Here is a 17,201-nt window from a genome sequence, read left to right as displayed (position 1 = left end):
CCGTGCCGTGTCGGATCCGTCGCAGGCCGGTGTCGCGCTCGTCGCCGACGGGCTGACCGCTTTCGCGGCACGCGTCGCAGCGCTGCGCGCCGCCACGAAGACCGCCGACCTGCAATACTATGTCTGGCACGGCGACCTGACCGGCACGCTGCTGGCGCGCGAGGTCGTCCAGGCCGCCGATCGCGGCGTCACGGTGCGGCTGCTGCTCGACGACATGTACGCGATCGGCGCCGAGCGCGTGCTCGCCGCCATGGACTCCCATCCGCGCATCCAGGTGCGGCTGTTCAACGCGACCTCCTGGCGGCGCTTCGGCCCGCCCGGCCTGATCCTCGAGATGCTGTTCGGCGGCTGGCACCTCGACCGGCGGATGCACAACAAGGCGTGGATCGTGGACGGGGACTGCGCCATCGCCGGAGGGCGGAATATCGGCGACCCGTATTTCGACGCCTCCGGCCAGTTCAACTTCCGTGACCTCGACCTCGCCCTGCGCGGCCCGCCGGTGCAGGCGATGCGGGAGGTCTTCGAGGCCTATTGGTCACACCGCCTGTCGCAGCCGCTGCGGCGGATCAGCCGCGCGGCCTATCGCCGGCGGGCGCTGCGCAAGCTCTCGCGCCGGCTGGAACGGGCCTGGATCTCGCCCGAGGCACGGCCCTATTTCGACCGGCTCGCCGGCGCGCCGCTGGTCACGCGCCTCGTCGAAGGGTCCGAGGACGGCGGCTTCCTGCCCCTGCCGCCCGCGGCGATCCGCGTCGCCGCCGACCCGCCGGGCAAGGCGGTCGGCGCCGCCCCGGTGGAAGACTGCCTCGCCCGCGCGGTGCATGGCGCCCTGCACGGCGCGGCGCGGGAGGCGCTGATCATCTCCCCCTACTTCGTCCCGGGCGCCGAGGGCGCGGCCCAGATCGAGGCCATGGCGCGGCGCGGCGTGCGCGTCTCGGTCGTGACCAATTCTCTCGCCGCGACGGATGTCGTCGCGGTCCATGGCGGCTATGCGCGCTACCGCGAACGCCTGCTCGCCGCGGGGGTCGAATTGCACGAACTGAAGCCGGGCGGGGAGGAGGAGGGCATCAGCGTCTTCGGCTCCCGCGGGGCGAGCCTGCACACCAAGGCTTTCGTGGTGGACGGACGGACCTGCTTCGTCGGGTCCTTCAACCTCGACCAGCGATCCATCGCCCTGAACACCGAGATGGGCACCTTCATCGAGGATGCCCGCGTCGCGGGGCATATCCGCGACGAGCATGACCGGCTGACGAGCCCGTCCTGCAGCTGGCGCGTCGGCCTCGCGCCCGGCGGCGGGCTGCAATGGACGGATGAGGGCGGGGTCGCGCTGCGACGCGAGCCGCTCGCTCCGGCTGGGCTGCGCGCCCTCGCCCGCCTGCTGCGCTGGCTGCCGATCGAATCGAAGCTCTGACCGGCAGCCTGGCGCCTCAGCGCGCGTTCGCCGCCATGCGCATGGCCGCAGGCGCAGGCAGCTCGATCTCGATCGCGAGCGTGGACATGTCCCCGCCGCGGTCGAGGTTCACGTTCACCTTGCCCGGGTCGATCGCGACGTAGCGCGCGACGACGGCGACGAGTTCCTGCTGCAGCTTGGGCAGGAAATCCTCCCGCGTGCGGCCGATGCGCTCATGAGCGAGGACGATCTGCAGGCGTTCCTTGGCGGCGGAGGCGCTGCTCTCCTCCTTGCGCTTGCCGCGGAAGAAGTCGATCCAGGACATCACGCGGCCCTCCCGCCGAACAGGCGCTTGAACAGGCCCTTCTTCTCGGGTTCGAGGAAGCGGTGCGGCTTCTCCTCGCCGAGGAAGCGCGCGACGGCATCGGCATAGGCCTGCCCCGCGGCGCTCTCGGAATCCATGATCACCGGCGTGCCGGTGTTGGACGCCTTGAGCACGCTCTCGCTTTCCGGGATCACGCCGAGCAGCGGGATCGAGAGGATCTCCTGGATGTCCTCGAGCTTCAGCATCTCGCCGCGCTCGACGCGGGCGGGATCGAAGCGGGTGACGAGCAGGTGCTCCTTCACCGGGTCCTTCTTCTCCTCGGCACGCTTTGAGCGCGACTGCAGCACGCCCAGGATGCGGTCGGAGTCACGGACCGAGGACACTTCCGGGTTCGTCACCACGATCGCCTGGTCGGCGAAATAGAGCGCGAGCAGCGCGCCCTTCTCGATGCCGGCGGGGCTGTCGCAGAGGATGTAGTCGAACTCGGCCGACAGCTCCTCGATGATCTTCTGCACGCCTTCCTTGGTCAGCGCGTCCTTGTCGCGCGTCTGGGAGGCGGGGAGGATCGAGAGGGTGTCGACGCGCTTGTCGCGGATCAGCGCCTGGTTGAGCCGCGCCTCGCCGCTGATGACGTTGACGATGTCGAACACCACGCGCCGCTCGACGCCCATGATGAGGTCGAGGTTGCGCAGACCGACGTCGAAGTCGATGACGACGGTCTTCTTGCCCCGCTGCGCGAGGCCCGTGGCGAAGGCGGCGGACGACGTGGTCTTGCCCACGCCCCCCTTGCCCGAAGTGACGACGACGACCTGTGCCATGTCCCCTGCCTCCTCGTAATCCCCTGCGCGATGCGTTCAGCCGATCGGGTCGAAGCGCATGCGCTCGCCCGTCAGCCGCACCTGCACCGCCTTGCCGATCGGCGCCCCCGTGAGCCCTTCCCGCACCGCGTAGTAGCCCGCGATGGAGATGAGCTCGGGGTCGAAGTTCTGTGCGAAGACCCGCGCCTCGGTGTTGTTGCCGCCGCCCGCGATCGCGCGGCCGCGCAGCGCGCCGTAGACGTGGATGTTGCCGTCCGCGATCACCTCGGCGCCCGCATTCACGGTCGAGGTCACGATCAGGTCGCCGCCCTGCGCCCAGATGCGCTGCCCGGCGCGGACCGGCTGCTCGATGATCATGGTCGGGCGCTGCATGCCCGGCGGCGGCGGGGGCGGGGCGGCGGGTTCGGCAGGCGCGACGGCGGCCGGGGCCGGCGCGGCCTCGGGCAGCGGCTCGTCGCTCTCCCGCCCGCCCGCGCCGCGGATGGGCGGCAGGCCGAAGGCCATGGCGGCGTTGCGCAGTTCCGGCGTGCCGCCGGTCGTGCCGATCGGCACGATGGTCAGCTCCCGCAGCCCCTTCACCAGCCCTTCGAAATCCACCGCATTGGCCGGCACGTCGAGGTCGCCGAGGCCGAGCACGACCGGGGCGAAGCGCAGGAAGCCGGGGGCGCGGCGGAACTGGTCGCCGATCGCGGGGACCACCACCTCGGGCCGCGGGTCAAGGAGCCGCAGGACGAGCAGGTTGAAGTTCGCGCCGCGCAGGCGGAACGGCTCCAGACGGGGAGAGGATTCGGGCCGAGGCGCGGCGGACATGGGGCTCCCGAAGGGTCGATCTGAAGGGGCCGGAACCATAGGGATTGTGGCCCAAGGCGCCGACGCACACCAGATATAGCGTTATGCCGAGTCCCAGCGAAGGCCGCCGAGGCGGGGTCCTTTCCGGGCAGGGGGTTATGCCGCGAAGTTCGCAGACCACGCCAGCGGCGAATCGGCGGGGCTGGTGCGTCCGCCATGCGTTGCGCAGGATGCCGCGCCTGACGGGGGGACCTTCGTGCAGCCCATCATCCTCAATGAACCGTTCCGCGCGGTCTTCTACGCGCCCTTCTACGTGGCCGAGGCCCGCGGCCTCTTTGCCGCCCAGGGCGTGGAGGTGCGTCGGATGACCGCCGGCGACCCGACCAAGGCGGCGGAGAACCTGATCGCCGGCCGCGCCGACATCGCCTGGTCCGGCCCGATGCGGCCGATGATGCTGCGGGACCGGGACCCGTCCTGCCCGCTGCGGTCCTTCTGCGCGGTGGTGATGAAGGACCCCTTCCTGCTGGTGGGCCGCGGCCCGAACCCCGGCTTCCGGCTGGCCGACCTGCCGCGGCTGCGCTTCGGGACGGTCAGCGAGGTGCCGACGCCCTGGTGGTGCCTGCAGGACGATCTGCGGCGGGAGGGGATCGATCCCGCGACGCTGAACCGCGTGACGGATCGCTCGATGGCGGAGAACGCCGCCGCAGTGCTGGCCGGGGATCTCGACGTCGCGCAGGTCTTCGAACCGCACGCCGCGCTGGCCGAGGCGCAGGGCGCCGCCGTCTGGCACCGCGCCGCCGATCGCGGCCCGTCCGCCTACACCGCCTTCTACGCGACCGAGCAGCGCATCGCCGAACGCTCCGCCGAGTTCGAGGCGATGATTCGTGCCATGGCCGCGGCGCTCGCCTGGATCGCCGCCGCGCCGCCGGAGGAGATCGCGACGACCGTCGCCCCCCTCTTCCCCGAGGTGCCGCTGCCCGCGCTGACCACCGCCCTCGCCCGCTACCAGGGCCTCGCACTCTGGTCCCCCACGCCGCATTTCCCGCGCGCGGCCTTCGAGCAGTTGCGCGGCGCGATGCAGACAGCCGGCATCCTGCGGGGATCGCCCGAATTCGACGTCTGCGTCGACGAAGCCATCGTCGCCCGCGCCCTCGGAGCCTGAGCATGTCCAAGACCCGCGGCACGCGCGCCGACTACCGCTTCTTCCTGCCCATCCCGACGCGCTGGATGGACAACGACGTCTACGGGCACGTGAACAACGTCACCTACTATTCGTGGTTCGACACGGTGGTGGCGCGCTTCCTGATCGACAGCGGTTTCCTGCACATCCCGACCGCGCCGGTGATCGGCCTGGTGGTCGAGACCCAGTGCCGCTACTTCGCCCCCATCGCCTTCCCCGACGAGATCACCGCCGCGCTGCGCTGCGGCCGCGCCGGCAACACCTCCGTTCGCTACGAGATCGCGATCTTCCGCAACGACGAGGACGTCGCCGCCGCGGAAGGCCATTTCGTCCATGTCTATGTCGATCGCGCGACGCAGAAGCAGCCGACGCCGCTGCCACCGGTGCTGCGGGAAGCGCTGGCCGGCATCACCCTTCCCACCGCCGGCTGAGACCGGCTTGCGGAACCCGCGGCCCGGCGCGATCTAGCCGCCAGGACGATCCAGGAGAGCATCCCCATGAGCCAGGCCACCGCGCCGCTGAAGCGCCTCGCCATCCTCGACGACTACCAGGGCGTCGCGCTGTCGCTCGGGCCGTGGGACCGGCTGAAGGGTGTCGAGGTCACCGTCTTCCGCGACACCATCACCGACCGCGAGGCCCTGGTGCAGCGCCTGGCCCCCTTCGACGCGATCCTTGCGATGCGCGAGCGCACCCCCTTCCCGCGCGCCCTGATCGAGCGCCTGCCGAACCTGCGCCTGCTCATCACCACCGCCGCGCGCAACCGTTCCATCGACGCCACCGCCTGCGCCGAGAAGGGCATCGTCTTCTGCGGCACGCCCTCCTTCGGCGATCCGACGGTCGACATCACCTGGGGCCTGATCACCGGGCTGATGCGCGATCTGCCGCGCCAGCAGGAAGCGCTGCGCGCGGGGCAGTGGCAGACCTCGGTGGGCTGGGGGCTCGAGGGGCGGACGCTCGGCGTGGTCGGCCTCGGCAAGCTCGGCGCGCGGGTGGCCAAGGTCGGCCAGGCCTTCGGCATGAAGGTCATCGCGTGGAGCCAGAACCTGACCGAGGAACGCGCCGCCGAGATCGGCGCGACGCGCGTGGACAAGGCGACGCTGTTTGCCGAGGCCGACGTCGTCACCCTGCACCTGATCCTCTCGGACCGTTCCCGCGGCATCGTGGGTGCGGAGGATCTCGGCCGAATGAAGCGCTCGGCCTACATCGTGAACACCTCGCGCGGGCCGCTGATCGACCAGGACGCGCTGATCGCCGCGCTGAAGGAAGGGCGCATCGCCGGCGCCGGCCTCGACGTCTACGACAGCGAGCCGCTGCCGCCGGACCACCCGATCCTCGCCGCGCCCAACACCTTCCTCACGCCGCATCTCGGCTACGTCACGCAGCAGAACTACCGCGCCTACTACCAGGGCGCCGTCGAGGCGATCGAGGCCTTCAACGCCGGCGCGCCCGTGCGGGTGATCGCGCCATGAGCACCCCCTACGCCTTCGCCGAGGGCTGGCGCTACTGGGCCCAGAAGGAACGGGACGACGCCTACAACAACACCGACATGGTGCCCGACAGCGCGCAGCAGATCGCCGCGCGCACCGCCCTGTCGGCGGAATTCCGTGCCGCCCATGCCGGCCACCTCGACCTGCCCTATGGCGAGGCGGAACGGGAGAAGTGGGACCTCTATCCCGGCGCCGATCCCGCCGCGCCCTGCCTGGTCTTCATCCATGGCGGCTACTGGCAGCGGAACCGGCGGGAGGATTTCGCGATCCTCGCGCAGGGGGCGCTCGCGATGGGCTGGTCGGCGGCGCTGCCGGGCTACACTCTCGCGCCGGATGCCTCGCTGACCACCATCACCTGGCAGGTCAGCCGCGCGCTCGACTGGCTGGCCACGAACGGGCCGGCGCATGGCATCGCGGGGCCGATCGTCGTCTCGGGCTGGTCGGCGGGCGGGCATCTCGCAGCGCTCGCCGCCGAGCATCCGGCTGTGACGGCGGCCGTCGCCATGTCGGGCATCTACGAACTCGGCCCGATCCGCGACACCTACCTCGACGAGAAGCTGCGGCTGACCGAGCAGGAGGTCGCCGACCTCTCCCCCATCCGCCGCCCGGTGGTGCAGAAGCCGATCGCCGTCGTCTATGGCGGATCCGAACTGCCGGAACTCCGCCGCCAGTCCCGGGTCTTCCACCGCATCCGCGCCGAGGCGCAGGCGCCGGGGCCGCTGATCCCGATCCCGGGCGCGGACCATTTCCGTGTGCTGGAATCCCTCTGGAACATCGACGGCGCGCTGACCCGCGCCGCGGCGGAGCTGCTGCGATGAGCCACGACTTCACCGGCGTCCTGCTCGCCATCCACATCGCGCCGGAGGCCTCCGCGCCGATGGTCGAGCTCGATGCCGCGCGCCTCGTCGAGGGCGTCGGCATCGAGGGCGACCGCTACGCCACGGCCAAGGGCACCTACAGCCACAAGCCCGCGGCCGATCGCCAGGTGACGCTGATCGAGATGGAGACCCTCGACGCGCTCGCCCGCGACCACGGCATCGACCTGCCGTTGCACGAGACGCGGCGCAACCTGACCACCGCGGGCGTGCCGCTGAACCACCTGGTCGGGCGCGAGTTCCAGGTGGGCGAGGTCGTGCTCTATGGCGGGCGGCTGAACGTGCCCTGCCAGTATCTCGAGGACCTGCTCGGCAAGAAGGTGTTCAAGCCGCTGATCAACCGCAGCGGCCTGAACTGCATCATCCGCAGGGGCGGGACGATCCGGCCGGGGGATACCATCCGGCCGGCGTGACCTCAGGCCAGGCCGGCCTTCCGCAGCCCGGCGATGTAGTGCTCGATGTCGGCCGGCCGGCCATCCTTGGGGACGGTGTTGAACGGGGCGCGCTCGCGCGCCTTGGCCAGGGTGAAGTCGGGCTCCATCGCGAGCAGCTTGCCGCGGACCTTCGCCGCGTCCTCCATGCGCCCCATGTGTCCGAGCGCGGAAAGCCACACCTTGTATGGGAAGGTGAAGCCGGTGTGCAGCGCGGTCACCTGTCGCGCCGCGGTGTCCACATCCTCATGCCGGCCGAGCAGCAGCAGCGGCACCAGCCGCGTCGCATCGAAGAAGAAGGCGTGCGGATGGAAGGGCGCGAGGCGCTTGTACCGCTCCCAGCGGTGCAGCGCCTCCTCGTGCTCGCCGCGATAGGACAGGGCGAGGGCGGAGAACACCCAGGCGAGCGGCAGGTTCGGATTGAGCGCGAGCGCGCGCTCGTAGAGCGACACCGCCTCGGGGATCTGGTGGTGCAGGAAGGCCCGCACATGGCCCAGGATCGCGAGCGCATGGGCATCGGACGGATCGAGCGAGACGGCGCGCGCGGCCAGTTCCTCGCTCTTGGCCAGCACCTCCTCGTCCGCGCGGGCCCAGCCCTGGCCGACGAGGAAGAGGTACCAATAGGCATGCCAGGCGAAGGCCGGCGCATAGTCGGGGTCGAGCCGCGTCGCTTCCTCGAGCATCGCGCCGGCGGCCTCGTAGGCTTGGCGGTCCAGCCGGTAGATGGCCGGGATCGCGCGCAGCAGCAGGTCATAGGCGGTGATGTCGACCTGCGGGCGGGCGGCAGCGCGGTTCGCCTCGATCAGCAGGATCTCGGGGTCGACCCGGGCCACGACCTCGGCCGCGATCTCGTCCTGCAGCTTCAGGATGTCGGCTGCGTCGCGGTCGAAGCGCTCGGTCCAGACCACCGCCTCCGGCGGCCGGTGGTCAGTCAGCTGCAGCGTGACGCGCACGCGGTCGCCGCCGCGCTGGATGCTCCCCGACAGGCTGAAATCGAGGTCGAGCTGCTCCGTCTGCCCCTCGGACCGGCGCGCCGCGGCCACCGAAGCGCTGTCCACCAGCACCAGCCAACGGAACCGCGCCAGCGAAGCGGTGATTTCGCCGGCGAGGCCGAGCGAGACCTCCTCGTCGGATTCGTTGCCGAGCACGCGGAAGGGCATGACGCCAAGGCGCGCCCCGCGCCCTGCGGTACGCCGCGTCGGCATCAGGACCGGCGCCGGGACCTCCCCGCGGAGCGATTCAGCGAGCGCGGCGGTCTCCGGCGAGGGGGCGCTGCGGAACCGCTCGGCGAAAATGCGGCGGCATTCCTCCCAGGCGGCGAAGGCGGCGCCGCGGTCGCCGGCCTCGGCTTCCGAGCGGATCAGGATGCGCCAGACAGGTTCCTGCGCGGCGTCGATGGTGAGAACGCGACGCGCTTCCTGGGCGCGGGCGGCGGGGGTTGTCGCGGAGGTGAGACGGGCGCTCGCGACGTCCAGGGCAAGTTCGCGCAGCCTTCGGCGCTGCTGCTGCAGCCAGGTGTCGAAGGCCGCATCGAGGCCGTCGAGGTCCGAGAGGAACTCGGACAACAGCAGGTTGAGTGCTTCGACGCGGTCTCGCGCCATCCCAGGCACTTCGCGCGCATCCACCCATATGGAGCGAGTATCAAGCGAGACCGTCTCGCGCGTCGCGGTCAGGAGACCCCTGCCATACTCGCCGAGGCTCTCCTGCAGTTCGTGCAGCGCCTGGCGCAGGGAGCCGCGCGACTGCTCCTCCCCGCGGCGACTCCAGAGAAGGTCGGCGAGGCGCTGGCGCGAAATCGCGGCCGGTGCCTCGAGCGCGAGGACGGCGAGCACGGCGCGGGTCTTGCGGGAACGGGGCAGCAGCGGCTCGCCTGTGATCGCGCGCACATCCATGCGCCCGAGCATCGCGACACGGATCCGGGCTGGGCCGCGGGCGCCAGTGTCGAACGGACCCTCGAGGGAAGGTCTTTGGTCCTGTTCCAGGGCGGATGTGAGCTCAGACATTCTCACGCGATGCTAACGGGAACCGTGACGGCGACCAAATCGGTGCTGAAACGCTGGTCTGGATATCGTTTCGGCGTGCGAAGATATCAGCGGTTTCGCGGTTTGGCGGGGGGGATCCGCTCCGGATGTGCCTCAGCGGTGATGTTCTACCCACGAGTTAATCCTGCGGTTGTGCCCGAATCCGTTAATTTCGCGTGATAGACGTTATTGCCGCATGAAACCAGCGTTCGTCTAGGTCATGTTGCTGGTCTTTAAGCGCGTCGCCGAAAGGAATGCTGATCGTTTTCCTATACCTACATATTACTAGGAAAAAATAATACATCAAGTAGGAATGTTTCCTTGTTCTTCGCAATTTCCTGGTTCACGGTTGGGCCACTGACCTCAACCCAGAGACCTGATCCAGGAGCTCGAAGACATGTCCAAGACCGTCGCTTCCGTCGCCGACAAGGGTATCGTTCGCCTGGGTGCGGGTTGCCGTTCGCCGAAGACCTCCGTCGCCGACAAGGGCACGGTCCGCATGGGCGCGGGCTGCCGTTCGCCGAAGGCCTCAGTCGCCGACAAGGGCACCGTCCGCCTCGGCGCCGGCTGCCGCACCCCGAAGGCTTCCGTCGCCGACACCGGCGCGGTCCGCATGGGCGCCGGTTGCCGCACCCCGAAGGCCTCGGTCGCTGACACGGGCGCCGTGCGCGTGGGCGCCGGCTGCCGCACCCCCAAGGCCTCCGTCGCCGACACCGGCGCGGTTCGCGTCGGCGCTGGCTGCCGGACGCCGAAGGCTTCGGTCGCTGACACGGGCGCCGTGCGCGTGGGCGCCGGCTGCCGCACCCCCAAGGCCTCCGTCGCCGACACCGGCGCGGTTCGCATGGGCGCTGGCTACCGGACGCCGAAGGCCTCGGTCGCCGACACGGGCACCGTGCGCGTGGGCGCTGGCTGCCGCACCCCCAAGGCCTCCGTCGCCGATACCGGCGCGGTTCGCATGGGCGCGGGCTGCCGTTCGCCGAAGGCCTCGGTCGCTGACACGGGCGCCGTGCGCGTGGGCGCCGGCTGCCGCACGCCCAAGGCCTCCGTCGCCGACACCGGCGCGGTTCGCGTCGGCGCGGGCTGCCGTTCGCCGAAGGCCTCGGTCGCGGACACGGGCGCCGTGCGCGTGGGCGCCGGCTGCCGCACCCCGAAGGCTTCCGTCGCCGACAAGGGCACCGTCCGTCTCGGTGCCGGCTGCCGCACCCCGAAGGCCTTCATCATCGACAAGGGCATCGTCCGGATGGGCGCCGGCTGCCGCTGATCCTCGGCGCAGGGGGCTCCCCCGCGGAGCCCCCGCCCTTGTAGGATCCGCGTCGCCTCCAGGACTCGAGAATGACCCAGGACCGTACCCCCGTCGTTGCCTTCCACCGCCTGATCCCCGGGATCCCGGCGCCGACGCGGGCAGACAGGTCGGGCCTCGGCGGGCTTCCCACCCGCGCCTATCGCTTCTGCGACGCGGTCACGACGGCCACCGGCTACGGGTGGCACATCACCTCCCCGCTCAACTTCTCGCTGATGTGGGACGGGCACGAAGTGCTCTGGACCTGCGACGAGCTTGAGAACGAGTGGATGCCCCTCGGCCTCGGCGCCGTGCAGTACCCCCATTTCCGCGCCCGCTTTGACGAGGAAGTCCCCGAGGACATCCGCGGCTACTCGCCGCCCTTCCTCACCGGCCTGCCGGAAGCCGGCGTGGTGCAGATGTGGACCGGGCTCTTCGTGCGCACCGCGCCTGGCTGGTCGGTGCTGACGCGCTCGCCGGTCAACCTGCCGCGCCCCGCCGCCTATGAGCAGTTCGAAGGCATCGTCGAATTCGACAAGTGGTTCGGGCCGCTCTTCACCAACATCCGCATCACCCGCACCGACACGCCGATCGAGATCAACCAGCTGCGTCCGATCCTGCAGGTGATCCCGATCCCGCAATTCGCCTATGCTGATCCGATCCTGAATTCCGCGACCGTCTCCGACGCCTTCACGCAGTGGGGCGAAGCGGAATGGGACGCCTATCGCGAAAGCGTGGTGATCCCGGCGAACGCCGAGGAACACCAGGCCGGCCGCTACGCCGCCGATGTGCGCCGTGCGCGGCGCAATGCCGGCTGCCCCTTCGCCGCCATGGCCGCGGCGCGTGAGGCGAACGAGGCCGGCTGACCGGCCCCTTCCTGGACTTCGTCGCGCAAGGGCGCATCATCCCGGCCAAGACCGAGGAGGATCGCCCATGAACGATGCGCCACCCATCGCCGAACCACGTCCGCTCGACGGGAAGGCCGTCGCCGATCTCGGGCGCCAGCTGACCGAGCTGCTGCGCCTGCGCACCCTGCCGATCGGCATGAAGCTGTTCGAAAGCGATGAGGAGATGGCGAAGGTCCCCGGCCTTCGCCGCCCCGCCGCGGGACGTAAGTTCTCGACCTGCCAGCTCGTCACCCAGGCGCGCATCGCCGGATTCACCCTCGGCATCACCCATGACAACGTGCCGGGCTTCTCGAACTGCGGCGGCGTCATCGGGCTGAACGAACCCTCCGAGCTCTACCTCTCGGGACGCAAGTTCGAAGGCGTGTGGTTCGAGAATCGCGAGGCGGCGAAGAAGCACCAGGCGGAGATGCCGCGCGTCCCGCCGCGCTACGCCGGCCTGGTGGTGTCCCCGCTGCGCAGCGCGCGGCTCGATCCGCCCGACATCTGCCTGTTCTATGCGAACCCGGCGCAGATGATCCTGTTCGTCAACGGGCTGCAGTGGAAGAACTACAAGCGCTTCGAATTCTCCATCACCGGGGAAAGCGCTTGCGCCGATTCCTGGGGCCGCGCGCTGCGCGACCGCGCGCCCTCGCTTTCGATCCCCTGCTACGCCGAACGCCGCTACGGCGGTGTCGCGGATGACGAGATGCTGATGGCGCTGCCGCCGGGCGACCTCGCGATCGCGGTCGAGGGGCTGCTTGGGCTGTCCAAGGCCGGGCTGCGCTATCCGATCATGCCCTATGGCCCGCAGGCGGATCCGGCGGAAGGCATGGCGAAGTCCTACGCCGACAAGACCTGACGACGGCAAGACGCATGCATTTGTCCTTGCGCCGGCCGGCGCAAGGACATTCAATCCCCTCCAACCAAGATCGGCCTCGCCGCGTCGCCCGCGGCGAAGACCGCGGGGAGGAAGCATGCGGGTATCGGCGAGGTTTCTCGTCCGAATCATTGTGCCATGCGTTCCGTCGTGGCCCCCCCTCGGAGGGCGCGCCGCGTGACGGCGACCGCCCTGCTCGAGGTGCGCGACATCGTCGTGCGCTTCGGCGGCGTGACCGCGGTGGGCGGCGTCTCCTTCGATGTCGGTGACGGGCAGATCTGCGGCCTGATCGGGCCAAACGGCGCCGGCAAGACCACGCTCTTCAACTGCATCAGCGGATTCTATCGCCCGAACGAGGGCGAGATCCGCTTCGACGGTCAGCGCATCACGGGCGCGCCACGCCATCGCATGGCCGGACTCGGCATCGGGCGCACCTTCCAGAACCTCGCGCTGTTCCGATCCCTGTCGGTCCGCGACAACGTGCTCGCGGGCGCGCATCACCTCGGGCGTGCCGGCTTCCTCGCCTGCGCGCTGCGGCTGCCGGGCGCGGTGCGGGAAGCGGCCGCGACCGCGGGCGAGGCGCGCCGACTGCTCGCGCTGCTCGACCTCGAGGCGGTCGCCGACATCCCGGTCGCCTCGCTGCCCTTCGGCACCCAGAAGCGGGTCGAGCTCGCGCGCGCGCTGATATCCCGCCCCCGGCTGCTGCTGCTCGACGAGCCCGCGGGCGGGCTGAACCACGGGGAGGTCGACGACCTCGCCGACCTGCTGCGGCGGATCCGCGCCGAGTTCTCGCTGTCGATCCTGCTCGTCGAGCATCACATGAACCTGGTCATGCATGTCTCGGACAAGGTCGTGGCGCTCGATTTCGGGCGAAAGATCGCCGACGGCACGCCGCTCGAGGTCCGCACGAACGCCGAGGTGATCGCCGCCTATCTCGGGGAGGCGCCGCGTGAGCGCGCTGCTTGAACTCCGCGATGTCCATGCGGGCTACGGCCAGACGCGCGTGCTGCACGGCATCGACCTGGTGGTCGACCCGGGCGGCGTCACAGCACTGCTCGGCGCCAATGGCGCGGGCAAGACGACGACGCTGCGCGCTGTCTGCGGCATGGTCCGCACCTCGGGCGACATCAGCCTCGCCGGCGAGCCCATCCAGGGCCGCCCGACCGAGGACATCGCCCGGCGCGGCGTCGCGCATGTCCCCGACGGGCGCGGCACCTTCATGGAACTGACGGTCGAGGAGAATTTCCGCCTCGGCGCCTTCGTCCGCCAGGACAAGGAGGTGCACGCGGATTTCGAGCGGATGTTCGGCTATTTCCCGCGCCTCAAGCAGCGCTGGCGACAACAGGCCGGAACGCTCTCGGGCGGCGAGCAGCAGATGCTCGCCATCGCCCGCGCACTGCTGCTGCGCCCGCGGCTGCTGCTGCTCGACGAGCCCTCCTTCGGCCTCGCGCCGCTGATCGTGCAGGACATTTTCGGGATCCTTCGCCAGGTCCGCGCCGAACAGGGCGTCGGCATCCTGATCGTGGAGCAGAACGCGAACCTCGCGCTCGACTTCGCCGACCGCGCCTACCTGCTCGAGACCGGGCGCATCGTCGTCTCGGGCCCCGCCCACGAGATCCGCGAGGACGAGCAGGTCCGCCGCTCGTACCTCGGCTACTGAGGGAAGGCCATGCAGGGACTCGCCCACCAGCTGATCGCGGGCATCGCCACGGGGGGCATCTACGCCTCGGTCGCGCTCGCTTTGGTCATGATCTACCAGTCGACCCACCACCTGAACTTCGCTCAGGGCGAGATGGCGACCTTCTCGACCTACATCGCCCTGACGCTGATCCAGGCCGGTCTGCCCTACTGGGTGGCCTTCCTCGCCACGCTGGTGATCTCCTTCGGCATCGGCGTCTTCATCGAGCGGATCATGCTGCGTCCAATGCAGAACGCGTCGGTGCTCGCGAATGTCGGCGTCTTCATCGGCCTGCTGCTGGTGTTCCGCAACGCGATGGGCTGGATCTTCGACTACACGATCAAGGCCTTCCCCACGCCCTTCGACACCGGCACGCCGCTGTTCGGCGGGCTGGTCTCCGGACATGAGCTCGGATCGACGGCGGTGACGCTGGTCGTGCTCGGCCTGGTCTATGTCTTCTTCCGCTTCACCAAACTCGGCCTCGGGATGCGGGCGGCGGCCTTCAACGCCTCCTCGAGCCGGCTGGTCGGCATCCGGGTCGGCTGGATGCTTGCGCTCGGCTGGGGCCTCGCGGCGGCGATCGGCGCGATCGCGGGGATCATGATCGCCCCGGTCGTCTTCCTCGAGCCGAACATGATGCTCGGCATCCTGCTCTACGCCTTCGCCGGCGCGCTGCTGGGCGGGATCGACAACCCGGGCGGCGCAGTCCTCGGCGGCTTCCTCGTCGGTATCATCGAGAACCTGGGCGGCGCCTACCTGGTGGGCACCGAGCTCAAGCTGACGCTCGCGCTCGGCATCATCATCTGCGTGCTGCTGGTCCGGCCAACGGGACTGTTCGGCCGCGTCGTGCAGAGCAGGGTATGAGCATGGACGCAGGCCGCGACCGGATCGGGACAGGGATCGCGCTGCCGGCGGCCGGCGCCGCGGAACGCAGCGCGGCGCGGCCACTGCGGCTGCTGGGCCTGCTCGGCCTCGTCGCCGTCGCGGCGGTGCTGCCGCCCCTCTTTGCCAGCAGCTACCAGCTCTTCCAGCTCACCCTCGCGCTGATCTTCGCCATCGCGATCCTCGGGCTGAACATCGTCACCGGTTTCAACGGGCAGATCTCGCTCGGCCACGGCGCCTTCTACGCCGTCGGCGCATACGCCACCGCGATCATGATGTCGCATTTCGACCTGCCGTGGTGGGAGACGCTGCCGGTCTCCGCCCTGATCTGCGCCGCCTTCGGCTTCGGCATCGGCTTCCCGGCGCTGCGCCTCGGCGGGCTTTATCTCGCGCTGACCACCTTCTCGCTCGCCGTCGCGGTGCCGCAGATCCTCAAATACAAGGGCGTCGAGGACTGGACCGGCGGCGTGCAGGGCGTCTTCATCAGCAAGCCGGACGCGCCCGAGGGGCTCGGCCTCGATGCGGACCAGTTCCTCTACCTGGTCGTCCTGGCCTTCGCCGTCGCGATCTTCCTTCTCGCGCACAACCTGCTGCACAGCAGGATCGGGCGCGCGATGCGCGCGATCCGCGACCATTCCATCGCCGCAGAGGCGATGGGCATGGACATCGCCCGGATCAAGACGCGCACCTTCGCGCTCAGCGCCGGCATCACCGGCCTTGCCGGCGCGCTCTCGGCGATCGCGATCGAGTTCGTCGCCCCCGACAGCTTCTCGGTCGAACTGTCGATCACGCTGTTCGTCGGCCTGGTGGTGGGCGGGGTCGGCTCCATCGTCGGGCCGCTGTTCGGCGGGGTCTTCGCCGTGTTCGTCCCGAACCTCGCGGAATCCATCTCGCGCGCCGCGCCCGGGGTCATCTACGGCGTGATCCTGATCTTCTTTCTCTACCTGCTGCCGCAAGGCTTCGCGGGCTTCCCCCAGCGGATCCGCGCCCTGTTGCGGCGGCGCCCGGAGGGCTGAACCACGACATCCAGGGAGGACCCAAGATGATGCAGCGTCGCACTCTCCTCGCCGCCTCGGCGGCGATGCTGGCCGCGCCGAGGATCGGCGCCGCGGTGACCGTCGGCGTGACCGCGACGGAACTCAAGATCGGCAACTTCATGCCCTATAGCGGCCCGGCCTCGGCCTATGGCGTGATCGGGCGGGGCGACGCAGCCTATTTCAAGATGATCAACGACCAGGGCGGGGTCGGCGGCCGGCAGATCAACTTCATCACCTACGACGACGGCTACAGCCCGCCCCGCGCCGTCGAACAGACCCGCCGCCTGGTCGAACAGGATCGCGTCGCGCTGCTGTTCCACACCCTCGGCACGCCGTCCAACTCCGCCATCGTGCGCTACGTGAACCAGCGCCGCGTGCCGCACCTGTTCCTTGCGACAGGCGCCGACAAATGGGGCAACTACCAGGACACGCCCTGGACCATCGGCTGGCAGCCCTCCTACCGGACGGAGGCGCAGATCTACGCCAAGTGGATGCTGGAGCAGAAGCCGAACGCCAAGGTCGCGCTGCTCTACCAGAACGACGACTTCGGCAAGGACTACGTCACCGGCGTGAAGGACGTTCTCGGCGCGCGCTTCGACCAGATGGTCACCACCGCCTCCTACGAGGTCACGGACCCCACAATCGATTCGCAGGTGGTCTCCTTGCGCGGCACCGGCGCAGACGTGCTGGTCACGGCCGCGACGCCGAAATTCGCCGCCCAGACCATCCGCAAGGTCCATGACATCGGCTGGCAGCCGATGCACTTCCTGTCCAACGTGTCGATCTCGATCGCCGCGGTGATGCGCCCGGCCGGACCCGAGCGCGGGGTCGGCATCATCACCTCGGCCTACCAGAAGGACATCACCGACCCGGTCTGGAACGACGACCGGCACATGCAGGCCTGGCGCGAATTCATGCGCAAATACCTGCCCGAGGCGGACATGTCCGACAGCGGCTATGCCACCGCCTACAACGTTTCCTTCACGCTGATGCAGGTGCTGCGCCAGTGCGAGGGCGACTTCTCGCGCGAGAACATCATGCGCCAGGTCGCGAACATCCACGACCTCGAGGTGCCGCTGCTGCTGCCCGGCATCAAGGTCAGCACCAGCCCGACCAACTTCCATCCGATCCGCCAGATGCAGCTCCAGAAATGGAGCGGCGCGCATTGGGAACGGTTCGGGGATGTGATCCAGGGGGCCGACGTCTGACGACGTCCTGCCGGCCCGCCCCAGGGGACGGGGGCGGGGC

General features: G+C 69.9%; 18 protein-coding genes. 14 read left to right on the top strand and 4 right to left on the bottom strand.

Annotation, left to right across the window (positions count from 1 at the left end):
• Positions 1–7: 7 nt before the first annotated feature.
• On the top strand, positions 8–1,408 hold the full coding sequence (locus GWK15_RS11065) for a phospholipase D-like domain-containing protein (protein ID WP_168041334.1): 1,401 nt from the start codon (positions 8–10) through the stop codon (positions 1,406–1,408).
• 16 nt (positions 1,409–1,424) lie between these two features.
• Here GWK15_RS11065 and minE read toward each other — a convergent pair whose 3' ends face one another.
• The 3 genes from minE to minC are packed head-to-tail and all read right to left on the bottom strand — an operon-like array spanning position 1,425 to position 3,340.
• Positions 1,425–1,712 (bottom strand): cell division topological specificity factor MinE, encoded by a 288-nt coding sequence (gene minE / locus GWK15_RS11060; protein WP_168041333.1) that lies wholly within the window; start codon positions 1,710–1,712, stop codon positions 1,425–1,427.
• The gene (gene minD / locus GWK15_RS11055) at positions 1,712–2,530 is read right to left on the bottom strand and encodes a septum site-determining protein MinD (protein WP_168041332.1); all 819 of its coding nucleotides are present in this window, start codon (positions 2,528–2,530) and stop codon (positions 1,712–1,714) included. The genes minE and minD overlap by 1 nt, the downstream gene beginning before the upstream one ends.
• Before the next feature lie 36 nt (positions 2,531–2,566).
• Positions 2,567–3,340 (bottom strand): septum site-determining protein MinC, encoded by a 774-nt coding sequence (gene minC / locus GWK15_RS11050; protein WP_168041331.1) that lies wholly within the window; start codon positions 3,338–3,340, stop codon positions 2,567–2,569.
• Between the two features lie 235 nt (positions 3,341–3,575).
• Between minC and GWK15_RS11045 the strand changes: the two genes are divergently transcribed.
• The 5 genes from GWK15_RS11045 to GWK15_RS11025 all read left to right on the top strand — a co-directional run bounded on the left by GWK15_RS11045 (position 3,576) and on the right by GWK15_RS11025 (position 7,274).
• Complete coding sequence (locus GWK15_RS11045; protein WP_168041330.1) at positions 3,576–4,481, top strand: ABC transporter substrate-binding protein; 906 nt, start codon at positions 3,576–3,578, stop codon at positions 4,479–4,481.
• A gap of 2 nt (positions 4,482–4,483) precedes the next feature.
• Positions 4,484–4,930 carry an acyl-CoA thioesterase gene (locus GWK15_RS11040; RefSeq protein ID WP_168041329.1) on the top strand — a complete coding sequence of 149 codons (447 nt, stop codon included), beginning with the start codon at positions 4,484–4,486 and terminating at the stop codon, positions 4,928–4,930.
• A 66-nt stretch (positions 4,931–4,996) separates the two neighbouring features.
• Positions 4,997–5,968: a D-2-hydroxyacid dehydrogenase family protein gene (locus GWK15_RS11035; protein ID WP_168041328.1), complete on the top strand. Its 972-nt coding sequence runs from the start codon at positions 4,997–4,999 to the stop codon at positions 5,966–5,968.
• A complete protein-coding gene (locus GWK15_RS11030; RefSeq protein ID WP_168041327.1) occupies positions 5,965–6,804 on the top strand; it encodes an alpha/beta hydrolase in 840 nt (279 codons plus the stop codon). The genes GWK15_RS11035 and GWK15_RS11030 overlap by 4 nt, the downstream gene beginning before the upstream one ends.
• Positions 6,801–7,274 (top strand): MOSC domain-containing protein, encoded by a 474-nt coding sequence (locus tag GWK15_RS11025; RefSeq protein WP_168041326.1) that lies wholly within the window; start codon positions 6,801–6,803, stop codon positions 7,272–7,274. Before GWK15_RS11030 ends, GWK15_RS11025 begins: the two co-directional genes overlap by 4 nt.
• Positions 7,275–7,276: 2 nt before the next feature.
• On the opposite strand, the gene GWK15_RS11020 is transcribed toward GWK15_RS11025, so the two are convergent.
• Positions 7,277–9,184, bottom strand: coding sequence for a BTAD domain-containing putative transcriptional regulator (locus GWK15_RS11020; RefSeq protein WP_168041325.1), 1,908 nt, complete (start codon positions 9,182–9,184; stop codon positions 7,277–7,279).
• A 526-nt stretch (positions 9,185–9,710) separates the two neighbouring features.
• Here GWK15_RS11020 and GWK15_RS11015 point away from each other — a divergent pair.
• From GWK15_RS11015 to GWK15_RS10980, 8 genes are all read left to right on the top strand, one after another.
• Positions 9,711–10,574 (top strand): hypothetical protein, encoded by an 864-nt coding sequence (locus tag GWK15_RS11015; RefSeq protein WP_168041324.1) that lies wholly within the window; start codon positions 9,711–9,713, stop codon positions 10,572–10,574.
• 71 nt (positions 10,575–10,645) lie between these two features.
• Positions 10,646–11,458: a DUF6065 family protein gene (locus GWK15_RS11010; protein ID WP_168041323.1), complete on the top strand. Its 813-nt coding sequence runs from the start codon at positions 10,646–10,648 to the stop codon at positions 11,456–11,458.
• 67 nt (positions 11,459–11,525) lie between these two features.
• Positions 11,526–12,338, top strand: a complete 813-nt coding sequence (locus tag GWK15_RS11005) for a DUF169 domain-containing protein (RefSeq protein ID WP_168041322.1) — start codon at positions 11,526–11,528, stop codon at positions 12,336–12,338.
• Positions 12,339–12,533: 195 nt separating this feature from the next.
• Positions 12,534–13,322 carry an ABC transporter ATP-binding protein gene (locus tag GWK15_RS11000; protein ID WP_338147233.1) on the top strand — a complete coding sequence of 263 codons (789 nt, stop codon included), beginning with the start codon at positions 12,534–12,536 and terminating at the stop codon, positions 13,320–13,322.
• Positions 13,306–14,016 (top strand): ATP-binding cassette domain-containing protein, encoded by a 711-nt coding sequence (locus GWK15_RS10995; protein WP_168041320.1) that lies wholly within the window; start codon positions 13,306–13,308, stop codon positions 14,014–14,016. The genes GWK15_RS11000 and GWK15_RS10995 overlap by 17 nt, the downstream gene beginning before the upstream one ends.
• A 9-nt stretch (positions 14,017–14,025) precedes the next feature.
• The gene (locus tag GWK15_RS10990) at positions 14,026–14,898 is read left to right on the top strand and encodes a branched-chain amino acid ABC transporter permease (protein ID WP_168041319.1); all 873 of its coding nucleotides are present in this window, start codon (positions 14,026–14,028) and stop codon (positions 14,896–14,898) included.
• 2 nt (positions 14,899–14,900) lie between these two features.
• Positions 14,901–15,932, top strand: a complete 1,032-nt coding sequence (locus GWK15_RS10985) for a branched-chain amino acid ABC transporter permease (protein ID WP_168041318.1) — start codon at positions 14,901–14,903, stop codon at positions 15,930–15,932.
• A 26-nt stretch (positions 15,933–15,958) separates the two neighbouring features.
• Positions 15,959–17,161 (top strand): ABC transporter substrate-binding protein, encoded by a 1,203-nt coding sequence (locus GWK15_RS10980; RefSeq protein ID WP_168041317.1) that lies wholly within the window; start codon positions 15,959–15,961, stop codon positions 17,159–17,161.
• Positions 17,162–17,201: the final 40 nt, after the last annotated feature.

Source organism: Neoroseomonas oryzicola (assembly GCF_012163135.1).
Taxonomy (GTDB): Bacteria; Pseudomonadota; Alphaproteobacteria; order Acetobacterales; family Acetobacteraceae; genus Neoroseomonas; species Neoroseomonas oryzicola.
The sequence above is the reverse complement of the archived record's forward strand: the minus strand, read 5'-3'. Positions and strand labels throughout refer to the sequence as shown.